The 20938-nt window shown below is 64.7% G+C and carries 20 protein-coding genes; 11 read left to right on the plus strand and 9 right to left on the minus strand.

Annotation, left to right across the window (positions count from 1 at the left end; translation table 11 throughout):
• Positions 1-78: 78 nt before the first annotated feature.
• The 6 genes from ACWPN5_RS31690 to ACWPN5_RS31715 form a co-directional block, all read right to left on the minus strand.
• Positions 79-1275 carry a class I SAM-dependent methyltransferase gene (locus ACWPN5_RS31690; RefSeq protein ID WP_492299539.1) on the minus strand — a complete coding sequence of 399 codons (1197 nt, stop codon included), beginning with the start codon at positions 1273-1275 and terminating at the stop codon, positions 79-81.
• Positions 1272-2141, minus strand: coding sequence for a sugar nucleotide-binding protein (locus ACWPN5_RS31695; protein ID WP_145689701.1), 870 nt, complete (start codon positions 2139-2141; stop codon positions 1272-1274). The genes ACWPN5_RS31690 and ACWPN5_RS31695 overlap by 4 nt, the downstream gene beginning before the upstream one ends.
• Positions 2142-2185: 44 nt before the next feature.
• Positions 2186-3181 carry an SDR family oxidoreductase gene (locus ACWPN5_RS31700; RefSeq protein ID WP_145689699.1) on the minus strand — a complete coding sequence of 332 codons (996 nt, stop codon included), beginning with the start codon at positions 3179-3181 and terminating at the stop codon, positions 2186-2188.
• A 96-nt stretch (positions 3182-3277) separates the two neighbouring features.
• On the minus strand, positions 3278-3976 hold the full coding sequence (locus tag ACWPN5_RS31705; RefSeq protein ID WP_145689697.1) for a class I SAM-dependent methyltransferase: 699 nt from the start codon (positions 3974-3976) through the stop codon (positions 3278-3280).
• A 104-nt stretch (positions 3977-4080) separates the two neighbouring features.
• Positions 4081-4749 (minus strand): adenylyl-sulfate kinase, encoded by a 669-nt coding sequence (locus ACWPN5_RS31710; protein WP_492299541.1) that lies wholly within the window; start codon positions 4747-4749, stop codon positions 4081-4083.
• A 20-nt stretch (positions 4750-4769) separates the two neighbouring features.
• Positions 4770-5990 (minus strand): tetratricopeptide repeat protein, encoded by a 1221-nt coding sequence (locus ACWPN5_RS31715; protein ID WP_145689693.1) that lies wholly within the window; start codon positions 5988-5990, stop codon positions 4770-4772.
• A gap of 131 nt (positions 5991-6121) precedes the next feature.
• Between ACWPN5_RS31715 and ACWPN5_RS31720 the strand changes: the two genes are divergently transcribed.
• Together ACWPN5_RS31720 and ACWPN5_RS31725 are read left to right on the plus strand one after the other, a co-directional pair.
• A complete protein-coding gene (locus ACWPN5_RS31720; protein ID WP_145689691.1) occupies positions 6122-6904 on the plus strand; it encodes a class I SAM-dependent methyltransferase in 783 nt (260 codons plus the stop codon).
• A gap of 77 nt (positions 6905-6981) precedes the next feature.
• Entirely contained in the window at positions 6982-8613 is a 1632-nt protein-coding gene (locus ACWPN5_RS31725) for a sulfotransferase domain-containing protein (protein ID WP_200477127.1), read from the plus strand.
• 123 nt (positions 8614-8736) lie between these two features.
• Here ACWPN5_RS31725 and ACWPN5_RS31730 read toward each other — a convergent pair whose 3' ends face one another.
• The 3 genes from ACWPN5_RS31730 to ACWPN5_RS31740 all read right to left on the minus strand — a co-directional run bounded on the left by ACWPN5_RS31730 (position 8737) and on the right by ACWPN5_RS31740 (position 12940).
• A complete protein-coding gene (locus ACWPN5_RS31730; RefSeq protein WP_145689687.1) occupies positions 8737-10209 on the minus strand; it encodes a hypothetical protein in 1473 nt (490 codons plus the stop codon).
• Positions 10209-11273: a radical SAM/SPASM domain-containing protein gene (locus ACWPN5_RS31735; RefSeq protein ID WP_145689685.1), complete on the minus strand. Its 1065-nt coding sequence runs from the start codon at positions 11271-11273 to the stop codon at positions 10209-10211. The genes ACWPN5_RS31730 and ACWPN5_RS31735 overlap by 1 nt, the downstream gene beginning before the upstream one ends.
• A gap of 104 nt (positions 11274-11377) precedes the next feature.
• On the minus strand, positions 11378-12940 hold the full coding sequence (locus ACWPN5_RS31740; RefSeq protein ID WP_492299544.1) for a radical SAM protein: 1563 nt from the start codon (positions 12938-12940) through the stop codon (positions 11378-11380).
• Positions 12941-13348: 408 nt separating this feature from the next.
• On the opposite strand from ACWPN5_RS31740, the gene ACWPN5_RS31745 reads away from it, so the two are divergent.
• From ACWPN5_RS31745 to ACWPN5_RS31785, 9 genes are all read left to right on the plus strand, one after another.
• Positions 13349-14944 carry a PfkB family carbohydrate kinase gene (locus ACWPN5_RS31745; protein ID WP_247888477.1) on the plus strand — a complete coding sequence of 532 codons (1596 nt, stop codon included), beginning with the start codon at positions 13349-13351 and terminating at the stop codon, positions 14942-14944.
• Positions 14945-15015: 71 nt separating this feature from the next.
• A complete protein-coding gene (locus ACWPN5_RS31750) occupies positions 15016-15264 on the plus strand; it encodes a hypothetical protein (RefSeq protein ID WP_145689681.1) in 249 nt (82 codons plus the stop codon).
• Between the two features lie 17 nt (positions 15265-15281).
• Positions 15282-16280 carry an NAD-dependent epimerase/dehydratase family protein gene (locus tag ACWPN5_RS31755; protein ID WP_145689679.1) on the plus strand — a complete coding sequence of 333 codons (999 nt, stop codon included), beginning with the start codon at positions 15282-15284 and terminating at the stop codon, positions 16278-16280.
• Positions 16277-16915 carry a hypothetical protein gene (locus ACWPN5_RS31760; RefSeq protein ID WP_145689677.1) on the plus strand — a complete coding sequence of 213 codons (639 nt, stop codon included), beginning with the start codon at positions 16277-16279 and terminating at the stop codon, positions 16913-16915. The genes ACWPN5_RS31755 and ACWPN5_RS31760 overlap by 4 nt, the downstream gene beginning before the upstream one ends.
• On the plus strand, positions 16887-17963 hold the full coding sequence (locus ACWPN5_RS31765) for a phosphotransferase family protein (RefSeq protein ID WP_492299547.1): 1077 nt from the start codon (positions 16887-16889) through the stop codon (positions 17961-17963). The genes ACWPN5_RS31760 and ACWPN5_RS31765 overlap by 29 nt, the downstream gene beginning before the upstream one ends.
• A gap of 5 nt (positions 17964-17968) precedes the next feature.
• Positions 17969-18775: a transketolase gene (locus tag ACWPN5_RS31770; RefSeq protein ID WP_145689668.1), complete on the plus strand. Its 807-nt coding sequence runs from the start codon at positions 17969-17971 to the stop codon at positions 18773-18775.
• Positions 18772-19698 (plus strand): transketolase family protein, encoded by a 927-nt coding sequence (locus ACWPN5_RS31775; RefSeq protein ID WP_200477131.1) that lies wholly within the window; start codon positions 18772-18774, stop codon positions 19696-19698. Before ACWPN5_RS31770 ends, ACWPN5_RS31775 begins: the two co-directional genes overlap by 4 nt.
• The gene (locus ACWPN5_RS31780) at positions 19695-20522 is read left to right on the plus strand and encodes a sporadic carbohydrate cluster 2OG-Fe(II) oxygenase (protein WP_145689664.1); all 828 of its coding nucleotides are present in this window, start codon (positions 19695-19697) and stop codon (positions 20520-20522) included. Before ACWPN5_RS31775 ends, ACWPN5_RS31780 begins: the two co-directional genes overlap by 4 nt.
• Positions 20515-20937, plus strand: a complete 423-nt coding sequence (locus tag ACWPN5_RS31785) for an LIC12192 family sporadic carbohydrate cluster protein (RefSeq protein WP_145689662.1) — start codon at positions 20515-20517, stop codon at positions 20935-20937. The genes ACWPN5_RS31780 and ACWPN5_RS31785 overlap by 8 nt, the downstream gene beginning before the upstream one ends.
• The last annotated feature ends 1 nt before the right edge of the window (position 20938 follow it).

The raw sequence follows: 20938 nt of genomic DNA on the forward strand, positions 1-20938 counted from the left end.
AGAACGTCCGGTAAATCATCCGTAAAGAGAATCCGCAGTGGCCGTCGAGACGGCGATCATCTTGTGGATCTTGGCCTTTCAGAGGACGGAACCGGGGAGTGGAGGAGGAATCTCGATCCGGAATGCCGCCTTCATCCGGATCAGCCGCTCGCGGATGGTGTGTGCCTGCGCGGGGGGCATCGGGCAGAACAGCGTGGCGGATGATGGCACCTGCTCCATGGCCAGCACGGGGCGCCCGAGAAAGTGGGTCCCTTGCATGACGGGGTCTTCGTCCACGAAGAACGAAACCTCGCTCTTGGTCTGTGAGGCCAGCCACGTCGCCGCGACCGATGTTCCGAGCAGGCCGACCGGCCCGGACGCGGCCAAATGCTCGACGGCTCCACCCACGGCATGAAGCCAGGAGACCATCCGCTCCACGGTGGCCAGATCAGCCATCGGTTCCCCGGTCAAGCGGGTTTCCGGCACGGCCGGGGAAGAAGCGGCGACCGCCCTTTTTGTCAAGCCGGCCACGACGGAAAGCTCCTTGGGAATCCAGCGATCCACATGCAGGATCTGCAACCCCGCGTTTCGGACCACGCGGCTCAGCGTGTCGGCCGTGAAGTGGGAGCAGTGGTCCGCAATGGTCAGGTCGAACGGGTTTTCCGTCAGCGAGGGCACCTGAACGAGCAGGCGTCCTCCGGGAGCGAGAAGACTGGCGGCTTGGCGCAGAAAACCGGCGGGATCGGCGACATGCTCCAGCACATGGACCATCGACACCACGTCGAAGGTGGCATCCAAGGCGTTCAGAGGCCCTGCGTGGAACAGCGCGACGCCGGGGATGGCGAGGATGCGGTCGCGGACACGGTCGTCCTGCTCCGCCCCCGCCAGACTCCAGCCGGGGCGGAGCTGCGCGGCCGACTGAAGCAGCGGACCCGTGCCGCAGCCGATGTCGAGCAGGCGTCCCCGCTCCGCAGGCTGGTCCCACGCGATGAAGCGTTGCAGAAGCGCGCCCGAGCGGCTGCGCAGGGTGTTGTCCTGGCTGTCGCGGACGGCATGGTCGGTTCCGCCCCGTTGGTGGAACATGGCGTAGGAGCCGTAGATCTCGGCCATCTCGGTCCGCCAGGCCGCGTCGACGCCGGCCTGCACGGTTCCGCAGATGGGGCACACGCCAAGCCGACCTCCGGACGGCCATGGGCGGCAGTCCGAGGTGGTGCGCGCCAGGGACGCGAATGCCTCGACATCCGCGATGTCTGCGGCGGCGCAGACGTGACAGCACAGAGGAGCGGCGATGGTCATGGCGGTGCGAGGGCGTCCAGGGCGTCGAAGGGGGACGGGGCGGCGATCCCGTATGTCTGTTCAAGGCGCGTCGCGTCCAGGCTCGTGTGCCGCGGATTGGCAATCAGGATCACCCCGGCCTCGTCCGACCGGCAGGGGCTGACGCGGTCTCGCGGCACGCCCAGGCGTTCTGCGATGTGGAACGCAGCGTCGGCATAGGTGATGTCGTGGGTTGCCGAAACTTGGAAGAGCCCTCCCTCGCTCCCATGGCCCACCGCAACGAGGGCTTCCACCGCATGATCGACGCGGATCGGCGCCATGCGCAGATCGTCGAACGGGTGGATGGTGCGGCCGGCGGCAAGGTCGGCGGGCCAGTTGCCCAAGACCGGCATTCCGGAACGGATCACCTTGGTCAGCCGCAAGGTCGCCGCGGACGCTCCCAGGGCGGCGATGCCATCCTCCGCGAGAGCCTTCTGCCGCCCATAGTCACAGGCGGGCTTCCGTGGCGCGTCCGCTGCGGCGCGGGGAGCGAGGCCATCGAGAACGAGGCTGGTCGACAGGAACACGACGAAGGCACCGGCATCGGCAAGCCGGCGGGCCAGAAGAAGGGTGTTGTGCCGGTTGATCCGATCCGCCGTTTGCGGATCGTCGCGGCACCCGGCGAGGCCGGTCATGGCCGCGCAGAGATAGGCGATGTCGATGGTCCCCGGTGGCGTCCAGCCGGACAGATCGGACGCAAGGTCGAGCGGGATGCAGGCGCCCGCGGTGTCCGCGACCGGCCGGCGGCGCGAGGTTCCGGTGACCTGCATTCCCTGCGCGCGGAGCCGCGCGGCGAGCGCGGAGCCCACGCCGCCATCGACTCCGACCACGAGGATGCGCTTGCCCATGGATTTCCTTCACGCAGACGGATTCTGCGGGCTGGCCACGCGGGTCAGTTCCGGATGAAGCGGAACCAGTCGCGGGTCGCCTCGGCGATGCTGTCCTTGTCCCACACCGGCGCATCGCGCCAGTAATCGAGATTGTCCAGAAGCCGCGCCACCCCGTCCTCGATGCTGACCTGGGGGCTCCAGCCCAGCTCGGCGCGAATCCGGCTCGTGTCGGCGAAGGTGCAGTCCGGTTCACCGGGGCGTTTGGGCAGATGCTCCACGCGGCCATTGCCGAGAAGCTCGACCAGCCGGTTGACGCTGACCGAGGTGCCGCTCCCGACATTGTAGACGGCTCCGGTGTGGCCCTTTTCGGCGGCGGCAAGGAAGGCGGAAACGACGTCGGTGACGAAGGTGAAGTCGCGCGTCTGGGTGCCGTCACCGACCACGGTCAACGGCTTGCCGGAGAGCATCTGCGCCAGGAAAACGCCGAACACCGCGCCGTAGGTGCCGCTCGTGCGGGCGCGCGGGCCATAGACGTTGAAGAGGCGCAGGGAGGTCACCGGCAGGCCGTAGACCTGTGCCCAATGCAGGAGCTGCTGTTCCCCCATGTACTTCGTCAGCGCGTAGGGATAGCGCGGATTCGGGGGGGCCGATTCCGGCGTCGGGTAGACGTCCGGGATGCCGTAGCACGACGAGGACGCGGCGTAGAGCAGACGCGTCACGTTGTTGGCGCGGGCGGCTTCGGCGATGGAGAAGCAGCCGTTCACGTTGGCGTCGAAATAGCGTTCCGGATTCTGGACGGACGGCACGATGTCGGCCAGGGCCGCCAGATGGAACACGCGTTCCGCACCGGCGAGCAGCCTCGCCATCTCCGCACGGTCGGCTACGTCGGCCTGCACGAATCGGAAGGCCGGATTGCCCTCGTGGGCGGCCAGATTGGACAGCCGCCCGACCGCCAGATTGTCGATGGCGAGGACGCTCCGTCCTTGCGCGACAAGCGCGTCCACCAGATGGCTGCCGATGAACCCGGCCCCGCCGGTCACCACGTCGAAACGACTCATTGTCTCATCTTCCTTCCGCCGTCGGCCGGGGGCCGCCGTCTGACTGTATATCGGATTTCCGGCTGGCTGTGGCGTCGCGCGCTTCCGCCCGACCGTTCATCCGGTTCGGTTCGCCGTCTCGCTCGGCCTCTTCGGCCCGACACAGACGGCCAGCAGATAATGCGCCATCGGGAAGAAGCCCGTATGCACCACCTCGTCGTTCATGGAGAACATGAAGACCGTGTGGAAATGCTCCAGCATCGTGTGACGCAACGCCTCGCCAGTCTTGCAGTTCACGTGCCCGGCCTTGCTGTCTGCGGATGCGTAGGCCTGACTTTCCAGGGACGGCATGCCGGCGATGAAGACGCCCTGGCCGGTCAGGGACGCGATGACGTTGCCGAGGTAGACCTGTTCCTGCACGGGCGGGATGTGTTCGAGCACATCCAGGGAATAGGCGGCGTCGTAGGTGCCGGGAACCGGACCCGACAGGATGTCGTGGACGAAGGCTCCGCTCACCCAGGGCTCGGCCATGCGGGCCTTGGCGTCTTCGATGAACAGAGGGTCGAAATCGGTGATGGTCAGGTCGCCGACTTCGTTCTGCACCAACCGGGAACAGAAGCCATCGCCGCACCCGATCTCGACAACCCGCCGCTGCCCTTTCAGCATCTTGGCGACGAACTTGTAACGGGCCAGCGTGAAGACCAGCCGCTTCGGGTCCTGATGCCAAACCTGATTGTTCATGATGCCCAGGCGGGCCAGCCCGATCCGTTCCCGAAGTTCGAAAAGGCCTTGGTTCACCGGATCTTTGGCCTGCATGGACGTGATCTCCGTTTTCAGGGTTGGTGGTGGCGGATGGAGCGCACCCCATGGCGGCGCGCTTCTCCCGTCCCGTCGTCTTTTCCGTTCGTGGGGCCGCCGCTTCAGGTGGAAGGCGGGGGCCATGCACCAAGGGTACCGGCAGGGATGGCCGCGGATTCCAGGATCGTCCGGACCGCCCGCGCCGGAGTCATGTCCGCAAAATTGTCGATCAGGACATCCGGCGCCTTGGGCAGTTCCGGAGCGAGATCGAGACCGACAACGTCCGTGGTGTTCCGATAGACGTCCTTGGTGTCGCGCCGCTTCAGCTCCTCGATGGGGACGCGGAGATAGACTTCGCAATAGCCCGGGATATGCTCGCGGTTCCACGCCCGCACGGCGTCGAACATGGAAATGGTGGCGCAGACGACGTCGATGCCTTGGCTGGCGGCTTCCCGGCACAGCCGGCCGTAGCGGTGGGCCAGATCCAGACGGTCGGCCCTGGAGTAACGGTCCCCACCGGCGACGATGCTGCGCAGCACGTCGCCGTCGAGGTAGAGAACCGGGCGGCCCAGAACCCGCAACCGGTCGGCGAGACCCCGTCCGATGGTTGTCTTACCGGCGGCCGACAACCCCGTGATCCAGAACACCGCGCTGCGTGGCGGTGCGAAAGTCGGCTCAGGCGGCACCAAAAGACACTCCGGCTCCGGCATGGACGCGGCGAGCCCGGGGAATGCCCCGGAAAGCCTCGACGTCAGCAAAGGGCGCCAATGGTAAACTTCGGGTAAAACCATCCGCGGCGATGCGAAAAGCCTCAGGAATGGGGGGCTTGTCGTGCATCCGCCGCGATGCTTTCCAGAGTGGCGAGCAGATAAGGACTGGCCCAGCGGTAAACGCGCGCCCAACTCCAGGCAAAGACGGGGTGCAGGGCGAGCAGCCGGCGCAACTCGCTCCGCGCTTTTTCCTCGTTCCCCGCGCGATGCCAGGCGATCGCCCGGTGCAGGCACACCAACCCGTTGTCGTCCGCTGCATTGTGGTAACGGAGCGCCTCGTCGATGCGGCCGATTTCCTGCAAGGCAAGGCCAAGTCCGCTTCGCAGGAAGGCGTTGTCGGGCTCGATACGGACGGCTTCGCTGTAATGGGCCAGGGCGCCTTCGACGTCGCCCTGCGCCAAGCTGACCAAGCCGCGCGTGTTCGGCAGCAGGCCGATCCTGGCCTCCTCCGGCGAGCGTTCCCGCAGGGGAGCCAGAGCGCCGCCGGTGTCGCCCAGCGCGACGCGCGCCATGGCAAGCATGGCACGGAAGAAGACGTTGCCGGGATCAAGGAGCATGCTGCGAGAGAAGCAGCGCTCTGCCTCCTCCATGGAAGACAGAGCGAACAATTTATACCCGAGCCACTGCAACGCCGTTGTCCGGGCAGGATCGAGCGTCAGAATATGACGGGGAATCGCAATCGATTCAGAGAATTCGCTTTCCGTGTGTACGGTGTTGGTTTTCTCCAGCGCTTCGATGAGGGAAAGTTCCCAAGCCGGATTGGTGTGGAGAGCGCAGGCCTTGCCGAACGCCTGGACGGCCTCCCGGGCATCCGGGGTGGATTCCCCCAAGTCAGCGTAGGCGGAGGCTGGATAAAGCGGGTCGCCGGCACGGGCAGCCCGCTCGATCCGCTCGGCTTCGTCGTGGCGCCCGATCTGGTGCAAGAACTCCGTCAGGCGGAGCGACGCCAAGGAAAAATCAGGTTTTTCGCTCAAGGCTCTTTGAAGCGCTTCGAGCGCGGCCTGGTGGCTGCCTTCGTTCCACAGCGCGATCGCCATGTGGAGGTGGTAGCCGGCGAAGGTCGTCTGCCGGATGTTGCGCCGCCATGCATCCACGTCGATGGCCGGAGCGATGGCCGCCGGATCGTGCCTGTCCTTCGGAACGAACGGATGGTCAGATGGCATGATGTCTCCGGCAGACGGCAGAATCGACTCGAAAATCGGCTCGAAAAACTGCCATGGCGAGAGACCGAACACAAGCGGGTAGAGTGTGCGTTCCTCCATGGAAACTGCCTTCAGGAAGGCCAAAAATCCCTGTATTCATACATTGTTAAGCGTCCCCGAATTAGCCTCTTGCCACCACTTTCCAGGCAAAGTGGCTGATTTTGTAATAGCCGAATTCTTTTGGAAACACGATGACGGACGCCACGCGCAGGCATGGAGACTATACAGGTCTGGCCCAGGACTACGATCGGTTCCGGCCAGGCTACGCTCTTTCTCCATTGAAGGCCTTGCTCGCTCTTCTCGACAAGCCGGTTGCGGATGTCGATGCGGCGGATGTCGGCGCGGGCACCGGGATCTGGACGCGAATCCTGGCTGGCCAAGGGCTGCGCAGTCTGACGGCCGTGGAACCGAACGACGACATGCGGCGTGTCGGACGGGACAGCTCGGCGGGGTTGTCCATCGAGTGGCGCGCCGGCCAAGGGGAAGCCACCGGACTGACGGACGGCAGCCGCGACCTGGTAACCATGGCGTCCTCGTTCCATTGGGTGGATTACGACGCGGGGATGAGCGAATTCCGTCGCATCCTGCGGCCGGGCGGGCGTTTCGCAGCCTTGTGGAACCCTCGCTTGATCGAGGCCAGCCCGATCCAGGTGGACATCGAGAACCACCTCTCCCAGCTTTGCCCCGGCATGAAGCGGGTTTCGTCCGGCCGTTCGGGTCTGACCGACCATCTGACCGACCGGCTGGCTGCGACACCGGGCTTCAGCGATGTCGTGTACATGGAGGCCCGTGACGTCATGACCCGGACTCCGGAGGAATATCTGGGGGCGTGGCGCTCCGTGAATGATGTCCAGGTCCAGCTTGGACCCGAGCGTTTCGAGGAGTTTCTCGGCTATGCAGCCGAGCGGATCCGTGGCTGCGCCATGATCGAAACGGTTTATCTGACCCGGCTTTGGACCGTCCGGAGGGACTGAGAGGGACGGGTCGTTTCCCTGCGCCGGAGCGGCCTGTCCTCACAGCCGTGCTTTCCCATTTCCCGTGGACAGAAACGATGATCGCCGCCGAAATTCATCAACCTTCCGGTCTCTCGCATCTGGGCCCCGTGTTCATCTATGGCACAGGGGCCGCCGGCCGTTGGATGAAGGCCGCCTGTGATGAAAGCGAAGGGACGACGGTCGAGGGGTTTCTTGACACCTTCCAATCCGGAACGTGCGAAGGGCTGCCGGTTCTCCATCCGCAGGCGCTCCGGCAACGCCCGGCAGACGGCTTCACCGTTGTCATCGCCAGCATGTATGCGCAGGAGATCCTTCAGGTTCTGGTGGAGAATGGAATTCGCAACGCCGTCAACGCCTATCCTTGCTTCACCCACGCCAAGCTGCGGACCGTCTCCGACATCGAACAGGTTTCCCGGCAACTGGTCGAGTTTCTGATTCGGGAGCGTCCGGGGCGGCGGATCGCGGTGTTCGGTCACCGTCAGTCGGCGATGGAGACGGTCGCCGGCTTGCAGGCGAGCGAGGCCGCTTCCCGGCTGGTCGCTCATTACGACGACGAGCACATCGCCATCGACCCGCTCAACCGGCGCCGCGACCGGGCCTACGACGATTATGCCGCCGGGCGGGACTTTGACTGTGCGGTCCTCGTCATGCCACAGGCGCCATGCCGGGACACCATCCGCTATCTGGTCGACGTCTGCGGGCTGCCGGTCGAGCTTCTGGTGCCGACGAACGTCACCGACGGCGCCACCCTGGAACGGGACGAGCGTTATCCTCTGGTCGGGACGGTCCCCCGGAATGCGGAAAGGGCTCTTTCGTCGCCGATGGTTCTGGTCGTTCCGCCATGCGCCGGGACACACCGTCTGATGCCGCCCATGCAAGCGATCCTGCAGCATTACGGGTGGCTTGAGCGGAGTTACATGTCTCTGATCCAGAACACTTATTATCTCAGCCGTTATCGCGCGCCCGCCCCGGTTCCTCCGTTCGAACGCCTGGACGAGTTGCACACCCAAATCGCCAAGGACGCCGCGGAGACCGTCCACGCGTTCGCGCGCCTGCTCAACCATTGGGAATTCATGTGGGTGCACGATGCGGGGTTGGACCTCACCAGGTTCGCCGACATCGGCGGCCCGGTGGTCGTGCTCATGCGCGATCCACGTGATATCATCAATTCTTATTACTTCCGGTATTTCAAAGATTCACCGGAAACGCGAGAGCAGAACTTCCTGACTCTGCTCGATGGCGTTACGTTCATGGGCACTCCCAAATATCATTTCCGATGGCCTTCCGCAAAATATTGGACGGACAGCTATCTTGATGTCTTGGGGAGGGAGAACTATCACATCCTTCGCTTCGAGGATTTGCACAACGACCCCGTCCGGACATACCGGCGGCTTCTGACGGATCTTGGTCTGGACCGCGATCCGATCACACCCATGAGTGATGCGAAACTCCGTGACTGCATCAAGCTCGGAACGTTCGAACACCAGACCGGTGGGCGCGCTTCACGGGGGGAGGACCGTCGCGAGATCGTTTTGCTGCCCAACGGGATCGAGACGTCTTGCCGGAAAGGGGTGACCGGCGATTGGCGCAACAACTTCACCCCACGGGTTGTGGAGCGCTTCAAAGAACTGACCGGCGACGCCCTGGTGCGCCTGGGCTACGAAGCGGACGCGGACTGGCACCTCTGACGTCCGCCCGCCCGGCTCCGCAGGGACGAGCCCGCGGAGGAGTCGTCAGGGCTTGCTGCCGCCGAGAATGATCGACTCCCCCATTCTCCAGTGGAATGCGCGCAAGGCGGGCAACCGTCAGCCTCAGCTGTCCGCCGCCACCGTGCTCCATGGCACGATGACGAAATCGACCGGTTTCTCTCCCGACTTTTCCAAATTGGAAAGCAGGATTTCCAGGTATATTTCCTGGCCGTTGAGGAATTCGGTGATGCCGTGCTGGAGCAAGGTCCGCGCGATGTCTTTCAGGTACATCGAGGTGATGATGATTGCATCATCCGGACGCCGGACGCCCTTCAAGTAATCGTCGAGGCGATGGACCGGCAGACCTTCGACCTCACCGGCCGTATGGCTGTCGATGAATCCCCGGATGTTGGTCAAACCGTAGCGATGGGCGTGGGCCAGGACGCTCCGTCCGCATTCGCCGGAGCCATAAAGGTAGATGGCCGGAGCGCCTGCCACTTCCCCGAAGCTGCGCAGAAGCGGAATGTCGATGCGGTAGTCTTCCAACGCGGCCCGCAGCATTTCGATAACCTGGGCGGCATCCTTGCCGATTTCCGTCATGGCGGCCTCGGTGTAGGCCCGGCCTTTGAACAAAATAGGCCGATCGACGAAGGTCCGGTGGAATGCGTTGGTCGAATGCTGCCCCCACGACAGAAACTTCTCCATCGAAAAGGCTGCGGAGGTGTCGAGAAGGGTTTTTTCGTGATCCGCGCGGCTGATTTCGATCAGGCAGGCCTCGTCGGAGTCCTGGATGACATGAATGCGCTCCAGCTGGGTGCCGGCCCGCTCGATGTAATCGCCGTCGATGGTCCCGAGGAAGCTGTCCGTCTCGGTGCTCGCCTTGACCAGGATGGGATGAAGATGCCAGCAGTGCGCCAGAATTCCGGCCGGCGGCACAAACCAGAACGTCTGTGACGGCCACTGGGAGCAGAAGCGTTCCGCCCCCCAGGTCAGAACCTGGGTGTAACGATGAGGAAATTCGAACGCGCAGTCGGTCAGATCCGCGGCGTCCATGTGGATCGTGCCGTCGGGACGGCGGTAGCGGGCGCGGATCGCCGGCAGGGCCGTTTCCTTGGTCACCCGGATGCCGCTGATCAGGACCATCTCCATTCCTTCCAGCATCCGCTTCTCGATGGCGGCGAAGGAACCGTCCGACAGGATGGCGTCAGGAGCCAGGAAGGCCAGGAAGGCATTGTCCCTGGCGGCCTCCTGGATGGCACGCTTGTGGAGCGACCCCATGAGGTGCCGGACCGACGCCGTCTTGATATGCGCGTTCTGTTCGGGGTGGATGACGTGGATTTCGGCGGGCATGACTTCCGCCAGCCGCTGGAAGGCTGGCGATGCCTGAATTGTCTTGGCGTCGTCTGCGGTCGTGTAAATCTTATAGGTATAAGCCTGCCTGTGTTGCAAGGCCGGCAGGTTGTTGTCGGAAAGCTGGCTTGGAAGCACCACATCAATAAAGACGTCTGTATAGCTCTCGCCCCAAACCGCCATGATGAAGTGCAGATTTGGAATGCTCATCATTTTTTCCTTCCCGGAATGGACATGGATGTCCATCAGACAAACTCGATGTGACGACTGTCGACATTTATATACTCATTCAGAACCAAATTCTTGCGGTGAGCTACGCAATGATGGCGGCATTGAAGAGCTGGATTGATTTCGGCAAGGCGCTTCCTGTTTTCATCGGAGTACCAGAATTCCCGGAAGCTCCGGCCCCGCAATGATCCGAGATGTCCGGATTCCGTATAGGCTTTGTCCTGGCAGGTGTAGACACTGCCATCGGCGCCGATCACCGTCAGGAACTGCAGGAAGGGGCAGCGCGTGTAGCCTTTCTCGAAACGGTCTTCCAGCTCGTGATAGTGGTCGACGATCCGGAAGGTGTCGTCATCGAGACGTTTCGCCGCCGCCAGCTGTTCAGCGACGATGGCGTGAAGGCGGCGGTGGTAGGCGTTGTTTTCCTCGCGATCGTTGGAAACGACCGCGCCGCTGACTTTGACGTGACTGACGCCAACATCCTTGAGAATCCTGCAAACCTCGGCAAGGTGGGGGGCGTTGGTCTCGCTGACGATGAAGCTCACGCCCAGGACGCAGTCGGCTTTCCGGGCGGCGAAGGCGCGCAGGTTCGACAGCAGCCGCGTGAAGCTGTCCGCCGCAACGCCACGGGCGTCGGCATAGCTCTGATCGTCCCACGCATCGAGCGATACGCGCACCCAAGCCCCATGGGCGGCGAAGGCGTCGGCCATCGCGCCCTTCAGGTTCGAACCGTTGGTCAGGGTCGCGACCTTGATGCCGCCTTCGGCCAAACGCCGGACGACATCCGGCAAGCCCTTGTAAAGCAGCGGCTCTCCGCCGCCCGAGAAGGTCACCGCGCGCACGCCCATCTCGATGATGTCGTCCACGATCCCGTGCATCATGTCGAGCGGCAGGACATCCTCGGTGCTCATCGCCTCGCCCAGCGTCAGGCTTTCGACGCGGTAGGCGCAGTACCAGCAATTGTGATTGCAGCGGTTGATCGGCTTGATGCGGATGTGCACCGGTGCGGCCAGTCCCTCATGGGTCAGGGCATCCAGCTGAGGCCGAAAGCGCAGGAATTTCAAATTGCTGTAAAGCTGCGTCATGTTGTGTCCAAGACCGATGCGAGCCTGTGGAGCGTGCGCTCCGCTTCGTTCGCGTTACGCGGCAAACCGCCTGCTACCAAGGCGCCTGTTTTGTTTATGAACAATCAATCCCTGTCTCGGTGAGGCGCGCCGGCCGCACCGGCTGCCTTCCTTGCATCGGCGTTCATCAAGCCCAGGATGTGATCGCGCATCCGCTCGACCGGCACGGCTTGGCGTCCGGTGCAGCGCAAGCATTCGGAATCGAGATCCTGCCCGGTCAGCAGCTGCTGCCGCAGGCGTCGATACGCATCGCTGCCGATGATGTCGTCGATCGAGACCCCATTCTCCAGCTTTCCCATCACCAGGCCACGCTGGCAGCAGGAATAGGCTTCGCCTTTGGGGTCGAAGTAGATTTCCGCCCAAGGGGCTTCGCACATGCGGGTCATGCCGGGTGGAACGTCGTCCATGACATCCCCGGGCATCACGAATTTTCCCTGGATTCCCGAACGGACGATGTCCGCGCTTGGCTGTGCACCGGCGATCTTCGGCGCTCCGCCGTCCTGGAAGAAGTTGTAGCCCCGCCAATAGGTCACGACCCCGGCGTCGATCAGCCGCCGCTCGATCTCGTTCTCATGCATGGAGCCGATCACGATCTGGCCGCCATCGTCGGGCTGTGCCTTGTAGTCGTCGAACTTCAGAACGACTTCGTTGTCGACCGCGCCGGACCGCGCACTGTCGATGTATCCGGCAAAGCGCAATTCCGGATGGGCACGCAGCCAGTTCCGCAGCGTCCGCCCGGCCTCGCCGGCACCGTAGATGTAGACGGGGCGCGCCGGGTCCAGATCATCGAAGGAACTGAGCTTGCGCGTCAGCTCGACGTACCGTTCGATTCCATAGTCCTCGATCAGCCGCCGCTCGACCCGCTGGGTGCCGCCGATCGACAGCTCGACGCCGTGCCGGACGGCGAGGCGTCTGGCCCTTTCCAGTGTGCCGGCGGCCTGGATGAAATCCTGCGGTTCCATGTCGTAGATGCTCCGGGCAACCCCGGACGTGCCCTCGAAATAGGCGACGTCGTTGAAGTTGATGCTCCGGATGCCGCTGGACACCGCCATGGCGACCAAGTCAGGGATGCCCGACACGATCTGGTCCGTCAGAACGCCCGTCCACACGATCTTGGGCATGGGAAGATCATTGGCCAGCACATAGGACCGGACAAGATGCGTGTTGTAGAGGATCGTTCGTGCGTCGACGGCTTTGCGGATCTGCTTCAGAAGTTGAATGTCGATGGTGTCGATGCTCATCTGCAGCTCGCTGAAGCGTGCGACGACCTCGACCTCCTCCGGTTTCAGAATCCGCGAGAAACTTGAGACCAGCGTGATGTAGAGCCCCTGATCGAGAAGCGGCCGGCAATGGTCCTCCCAGCCTTGGACCAGCAGCGTTTCCCCATAGTAACCGATGTCGATCCTCTCGATGTCGTGAGATCTGACATAGTCAACAATTTTCCGAATCTGATCGTCTGATGATTCGGCGTGGAAGCTCTCTGGATGCGTCCCTTGCGGGCAATAGACGCAACGCAAATTGCATCTGTTAGTAAAATTAAAGGCAATATGCTTCAGCGAAGGAGCTGGGTTCAGCAAGTCAATATGACTAAATTCAGCACTCTTCACATTAAGCATCATCGTGTCCATTCTTGGTTTATTTCCAATCTCAGCAGGCTGTGGCTGGGCACGATCGCCTTGTCTAAAGTGAATCTGGAAGGATTCCAGGTGGCCTGTTCTTGTCCTTTTATCAAGGAAATGCAATGACGTTAACAGAGCCTTTGTTAAGAATCGGTTTCCTGGCGATTCCGCCTCTTACAACCTGTCCGCGGACGCCTCCAGAATTTCCAAGGACGCGAGGCGTGCCGCCAAATCACAACCGTTTTCACCTTTTGTATACCGTCTGGCGGGTACGTCTTGACCGATTGCGCAATAACCGTTACCGCGGTCCGGCGGTGGGTGAAGCAAAGGGGGCTGGCGGGATCGGCCCTCACGCCTCCGCGGGGCTATGGCGAGGCATGCCGCGGTTCGGTCTCGTTCGCATAAGGGTCGGAAGTCATGATTACGTCGAGCGACGATAGCGGAACGATGCTGGCCGAGGATGCGCCCCGGTCATCCCGCAACAAGGTCCGGACCCTGGACGAGGTCGCCGTGCTGGCCGCCGAGGCGCGCCGGCAGGGACGCAGCGTCGCCCTTGCGCATGGCGTCTTCGACCTGCTGCATCTTGGGCATGTGCGTCACCTCGAGGAGGCGCGGCGGCACGGCGACCTGCTGATCGTGACCATCACCGCCGACCCCTTCGTGAACAAGGGGCCCGGACGGCCGGTCTTCTCGGAACTGCTGCGCGCGCAGATGGTCGCCGCGCTCGAACATGTGGACTATGTGGCCGTCAACCCGGCCCCGACGGCTGTGACCGTGCTGTCCAAGGTGAAGCCGTCGGTCTACGTCAAGGGATCCGACTATGCCGACGCGTCGTCCGACGTAACCGGGGGGATCGTCGACGAGCGGAACGCCGTGGAAAGCTGTGGCGGGCGCATCGTCTTCACCGACGACATCACCTTCAGCTCATCCTCGCTGATCAACCGCTACCTCGGCGTCTATGACGCCGAACTGCAGGCCTATCTGGAGGACGCCCGCGACCGGAACATGCTGGAGCGCACGCTGGAGGTCCTGGAAAGCGTGCGGGACAAGCGGGTCCTGCTGGTCGGCGACACGATCATCGACGAGTATCGCTACGTGGTGCCGATGGCGAAGTCGCCGAAGGAGAACATGATCGCGACCCTGTACCGCGATCACGAAACCTTTGCCGGCGGCGTCATCGCGGCGGCCAACCATGTGGCGGCCTTCTGCGCCCAGGTCGACGTCGTCACCTGTCTCGGTGAGCACAGCCGCTACGAGGACCTGATCCGCCAGACCCTGAAGCCCAACGTGTCGCTCCGCGTCGTCGACCGACCCGGCAAGCCGACGACGCGCAAGACGCGCTTCGTCGAAACCGGCTACATGCGCAAGCTGTTCGAAGTCTACGAGATGGACGACGCGCCGCTGGACGCGGACGAGGAACAGCGGCTCGTCCACATCCTCGAGCGGCACGCCGGTGACTACGACGTCGTCATCGCGACCGACTTCGGCCATGGGATGCTCACCCCGTCGGCCATCGACGCCCTGTGCCGCCACAGCCGTTTCCTGGCGGTGAACACGCAGACCAACAGCGGAAACATGGGATACAATCTCATCACCCGCTATCCGCGCGCCGATTTCGTCTGCATCGATGCGCCCGAGGCGCGGCTGGCCATCTCGGACCGCTTCAGCGACATCGCCATCATCGCCAGCCAGAAGCTGCCGCAGCGCATCGCCTGCGGCCGTGTCATCATCACGCATGGGAAGCACGGCTGCGTGACGTTCGACGGTGCCGAGGGCGACGGCGCGGAGGGCGTGCACCGTATTCCGGCCTTCACCAACACGGTGGTGGACACGGTCGGGGCGGGCGACGCCTTCCTGGCCGTGACGGCGCCGCTGGTGGCCACGGGAGCCCCGATGAGCGTCATCGGCTTCATCGGCAACGCCGCCGGCGCCATCAAGGTCGGCATCGTCGGGCATCGCCGCTCGATCGAGAAACCGGCTCTGGTCAAGTTCCTGACCGCCATCCTGAAATAGAGGCCCGGCATGCGCGACCGCATCGACGCCTCCTCCGCGGCCAGATGCGCCCATGATCGGGCGGCACGCTGATGTTTGCCGGGAGCGGGTGCAGCGCCGCCATCGCCAACCATATGGCCGTCGATCATTCACAGAACGGCGGCCTGCGGCCCCCGGCCTTCAACGACGGCGCCACCCCGCTGCGGCGCAGCGGGAACCTGAATCTCTCCATCGCCAACGACCAATACGGCTCTGTCAAGATCACCCATCTGTCGCTCCTGCACGCCATGCCCGACTTGGCGATGGGCTGGACGGCGGTGGATGTCGAAGCCGTGGTGTAAGCAAGGATCGAACCATCATGACCGAACGAACCTGGCACGTGCTGGTCACCGGCGGAGCGGGCTATGTGGGCAGCGCCCTGGTGCCGAGGCTTCTGGACGAGGGTCACAGCGTCACCGTGCTGGACCTCTACATCTATGGCGACGTGTTCGCGGGTCTGAAGAACCATCCCCGCCTGACGGAGATCCGCGGCGACCTGCGCGATCCGGAGACCGTCGCCCGCGCCCTGCGGGGCTGCGACGCCGTGATCCATCTGGCCTGCATTTCCAACGATCCGAGCTTCGATCTCGATCCCGCGCTCGGCCGCTCGATCAACTACGAATGCTTCCGTCCCCTGGTGCGGGCGGCGAAGGAGGCCGGCGTCGAGCGATTCGTCTACGCCTCGTCCTCGTCCGTCTACGGCATCAAGGAGGAGGAGAACGTCACGGAGGATCTTCCGCTCCAGCCGCTCACCGACTATTCGAAGTTCAAGGCCCTGTGCGAGGAGGTGCTGCAGGAGGAGCGCGCGCCGGGCTTCACCGTCCTGACCGTCCGCCCGGCCACGGTGTGCGGCTACGCTCCCCGGCTGCGCCTCGACCTGTCGGTCAACATCCTGACCAACCACGCGATCAACGCCGGCAAGATCAAGGTCTTCGGCGGCAGCCAGAAGCGCCCGAACATCCACGTCGCCGACATGGTCGAGTTCTACGTGCGCTCCCTGGCGTGGGACGCCTCGGCCATCGACGGCAAGGTGTTCAACGTCGGCTACGAGAACCACACGATCATGCAGATCGCGGAGATGGTCCGCGACGTGATCGGGGCATCGGTCGCCATCGAGGTGACGCCGACCGACGATCTGCGCTCCTACCACATCTCGTCCGACAAGATCCGGCGCGAACTCGGCTTCACCCCGGCCCACAGCATCGCCGACGCGGTGCGTGGACTGAAGACCGCCTTCGACGCCGGCTCCGTGCCCGACAGCATGTCCGACCCACGCTACTTCAACATCAAGACGATGCAGCAGATCGCCCTGAAATGACCGGACGCGCCCCGCTCATCGGCCTCGATTTCGACAACACCATCGTCCTGTACGATGATGTGTTCCGCGGCATCGGGGAAGACACAGGACTCCTGCCGCGGGGGTTCGCCGGCGGCAAGGCGGAGGTGCGGGCGCATCTCCGTGCTCTGCCCGATGGCGAGGCGCAATGGACCCGGCTCCAGGCCAAGGTCTACGGACCGGGCATCGCGCGTGCCATCCCCGCCCCCGGCCTGTCCGGCTTCCTGGCCGCCTGCCGGGCGGCCGGTGCCGGTGTCGCCATCGTCAGCCACAAGACGGAGTTCGCCGCCGCCGATCCCGGCGGGGTCAGCCTGCGCGCCGCGGCATGGTCCTGGATCGGGGCACAGGGGCTGACCGATCCCGCCCGCGGGGGCATCGATCCCGGCCTGATCTTCTTCGAGGACAGCCGGACCGCCAAGATCGCCCGGATCGCGTCCCTGGGCTGCCGCTGCTTCGTCGACGATCTGGAAGAGGTCTTTCTCGAACCGGACTTTCCCGCGGAGGTCGACCGGATCCTGGTCAAGCATGGCGCCCGGCATCTTCCGGCCGGTCCGTTCCGGGCGTTCCGCGCGTGGGAGGAGATTGCCGATGCCGTCTTCGGCAGCGCCGCGGCTTGAGGCCATGCACGACCCGGCCGAAACGGCGCGGGTGCTGGCCGGTCCCATCCGGTCCATGGAGCGGCTGCCCGGGGGCGGCAACAACCGCATTTACCGCGTGGAAACCGCGGGCGGCGCGCATGCCCTGAAATGCTACGGAAGCACCGAACGGCTGGCCCGCGAATATGGGGGGCTGTCGTTCCTCGCCGCCATCGGGAGCGGGCCGCTGACGGTGCCGCGTCCCGAAGCGGCCGCCCCGGGCCATGGAGCCGCCCTTTACGAGTGGATCGACGGAACGGCGGTGTCCCGCGTTCCGGACGGGCGCAGGGAGGACGATGTGGCCCGGGCCGTCGCGTTCGCCGCGTTTCTTGCCGGACAGCGGAGCGCCGAGGGGGCGGTGGCCCTGGCCGAGGCCGCGGAAGCGTGCCTGTCGCTCACCGGCCTTCTGGACCAGATCGAGAGCCGTTTCGCCCGGCTGTCCGACGTGGACGACATCGCGCTCGGACACTTCCTGCGGGACGACGCGCGACCGGTCATCGACCGCGCCCGGACCCGCGCCCGGACCGGCTACGCGGCGGCCGGCCTCGACCCGTCCATTCCGCTGGAGCCGGCGCTGCGGACGCTGTCGCCCTCCGACTTCGGATTCCACAACGCCTTGCGCCGCCGCGACGGCAGCCTTGTCTTCCTGGACTTCGAGTATTTCGGCTGGGACGATCCGGTGAAGCTCACCGCCGATTTCCTTTGGCACCCGGCCTTCAGCCTGGCGCCGCAGGAGCAGGCAGACTGGCACGGCGGAATGGATGCCCTCTTCGCCGCCGACCCGGCCTTTGCCGCGCGCTTGCGGGCACAGCTTCCGCTGTACGGCCTGCGCTGGACGATGATCCTTCTCAACGAATTCCTGCCCGAACGGTGGGAGCGCCGCCTGTTCGCGGGAACTTCGGCGGGATGGAGCGAGGCCAAGGCGGCCCAGCTGTCCAAGGCCCGCCTGTGGCTCCGCGAGGCCCGCCGCCTGACCGACGGCCCGGATGGCGACGTCCGGTCTTCCTTTCCCCTGCTTGCCGACCGATGAGCGCCATGGACGAACGATCACGCTACCTGAGACGACGGATCATTGACGCCTTGGAAGGAGGAGGACGCGGCCACATCGGGTCCTCCCTGTCCCTCGTCGAGATCCTGCGGGTCCTTTACGACGACGTCCTGCGCGTCCGCCCGGACGAGCCGGGCTGGCCGGACCGTGACCGCTGCATCCTGTCGAAGGGCCACGGCTGCCTGACTTGGTACGCCGTGCTGGCCGACAAGGGGTTCTTCCCGCAGGACGAGTTGCTTCGCCAGTGCCACCCCGGGGCGATGCTCGGCGGCCATCCCGAACGGGCCCACATTCCGGGGGTGGAGGCGTCCACCGGATCGCTGGGCCACGGCCTGTCGATCGGCATCGGCATGGCCCTGGCGGCCCGCCTGCAACGGCGCCCGTCGCGCGTCTTCGTCATCACCGGCGATGGCGAACTGGACGAGGGGTCGATCTGGGAAGGGGCCATGTCGGCGGCCAAGCACCGGCTGGACCATCTCACCGTTCTCGTCGATTACAACAAGCTGCAGTCCTACGGCTTGGTCAAGGACGTGCTGGACCTGGAGCCGCTGGCCGACAAATGGCGGGCGTTCGGATGGGCGGTGCGCGAGGTCGACGGGCATGACGTGGCGGCGCTGCGCGAAACGCTCGGCCAGTTGCCCTTCGCCGCCGGCCAGCCTTCGGTGGTGATCTGCCACACGGTGAAGGGCAAGGGGCTCGACTTCGCCGAATTCAATCCGGATTGGCACCATAAGGCCAAAGTGGGCGCGGCCGATGTGGCGTCCATGCGGGAAGCACTGGAGCGCGCGGAATGAGACAGCACGCCGTCAACATGGTGGACACGCTGGCCCGCCGCGACAGCCGGGTCGTGTTCATCGGTTCCGACCTCGGTCCCGGCGTGCTGAAGGGCATGAAGCGGGACATGCCCGAGCGCTTCTTCATGGAAGGGGTGGCCGAGCAGCACATCATCGGCATGGCCGCGGGCATGGCGATGGAGGGGTTCGTCCCCTACGTCAACACCATCGCGACCTTCCTCACCCGGCGCTGCTTCGACCAGCTGGCCATCGACGTCTGCATGGAGAACCTTCCGGTGCGCCTCATCGCCACCGGCGGAGGCACCGTCTATGCGCCGCTCGGCCCCACCCATCTTGCTTTCGAGGACATCGCAATCCTGCGCGCTTTGCCCAACATGACCATCGTCGCCCCCGTGGACGAGGTCGAGATGGTCAAGCTGATGGACGCGAGCCTGGATTGGCCCGGTCCCCTCTACATCCGCGTCGGCAAGGGCAACGAGCCCATCGTCACCGCGCAGGACACCCCCTTCGCCATCGGCAGGGCGCTGGAGATGCGTCCGCCGGAGGAGGTCACCTTCATCGCCACCGGGATCGTCACCGCCAAGGCCCTGGCCGCGGCGGAACGGCTTGAGGCCGCGGGCATCCGGGCGGGCCTGATCCACATGGCGACGGTGAAGCCGCTGGATGCCGCCGCCGTGCGCCGTGCCGCCGTCGCGGCGCGCCTCGTCGTGACGGTGGAGGAGCACACGCGCATGGGCGGCCTCGGCAGCGCCGTCGCCGAGCTGATGGCGGAGGAACCGACCGGCGCGCGCCTGCTCCGTCTGGCGCTGCCGGACGCCTTCCCCGAGGGCTATGGCGGCAACGACCACCTGATGCGTCTGGCCGGCCTTCAGCCCGACCAGATCGCCGACCGCGTGATGCGCGCGCTGGAGCCCGCGGCATGACGCCGTCCTTCGACTTCCTGACCGCGGAGGAGCGCGCGCTCGGCGACCGCTTCCGCCGGGACGGCTTCATCGTCGCCCCGGCGGAGGACCGGGCGGCGCTGGACGCGATCCGTGACCTGATGGTCGGTCTCGCCCGCCATCGCCTGGGCATGGATGAGGGCGCCGAACGTCCCGATCCGCCCGGCCGCCTGCTTGACCGGATCGGCGATGTCGTGCCGGTGGAGGAACTCAACGCCTTCCGGCTGGCCATGATCGGCGGCATGAACGCGCAGCCTTGGTTGCGCGCCGCCTATTTCTCGGTCGCCCGGCGCACCCTGTCCGCCATCGTCGGCAGCGAGCTGTGCATGCAGCGCCGTGTCAATCTGTCGATCCAGTTGCCGGACGACGACAGCTCGCTGCTTCCCGTGCACGCCGACACCTGGTCGGGCGACAGCCCGTTCGAGGTGGTGCTGTGGATTCCCCTGGTGGACTGCCATGGCAGCAAGAGCATGTTCCTGCTTCCCCCAGGCCCCAACGCCGAGCTCGAGCGCAACCTGCACCGCTTCGCCGCCCGCAGCGTGGACGAGATGTTTGCCGCCATTGAGCCCGACCTGACCTGGATGGACGTCCCGTACGGGCATTTTCTCCTGTTCAATCAGAACCTTGCCCATGGCAACCGGGTGAACCGGGAAGCGGACGCGCGCTGGTCCATGAACTGCCGCTTCAAGGGGGTCTTCACGCCCTACGCCGACAAGAAGCTGGGCGAGTTCTTCGAACCCATCACCCTGCGGCCGGCAAGCCGTATTGGACTCGACTACGAGATGCCGGCGGGTTTCCATGAATGAGCGCCCGGAAACCCTGCGCTCGGGATACCGGGGCTACATCGGCTCGCGACCCGTCCTCGGGAGCCGCATCCCGCAGCATGTCCAGAATCTGGTGATCCGCGACTACGCGGCGCGGTCGGGGCTGACCTTCAAGCTGTCGGCCACCGAATACGCGATGCCGCATTGTTACATGATGCTGGAACAGGTGCTGGCCGAACTGCCCGGACTGGACGGCATGATCGCCTATACTCTGTTCATGCTGCCGGAACGGCGGGGCCGCCGCCAGGAGATCTACCGTCGGATCCTCGATACGGGCGCCTGCCTGCACACCGCCGTGGAAGGGCTGGTCCTGGCCAGTGAAGCCGACATCGGGCGGCTGGAAGACATCTGGAGCGTCCAGCAGGCGCTCACCCACATGGCTCCGGTGAGGTTCTGAC

The organism is Azospirillum sp. UENF 211521, assembly GCF_058780535.1.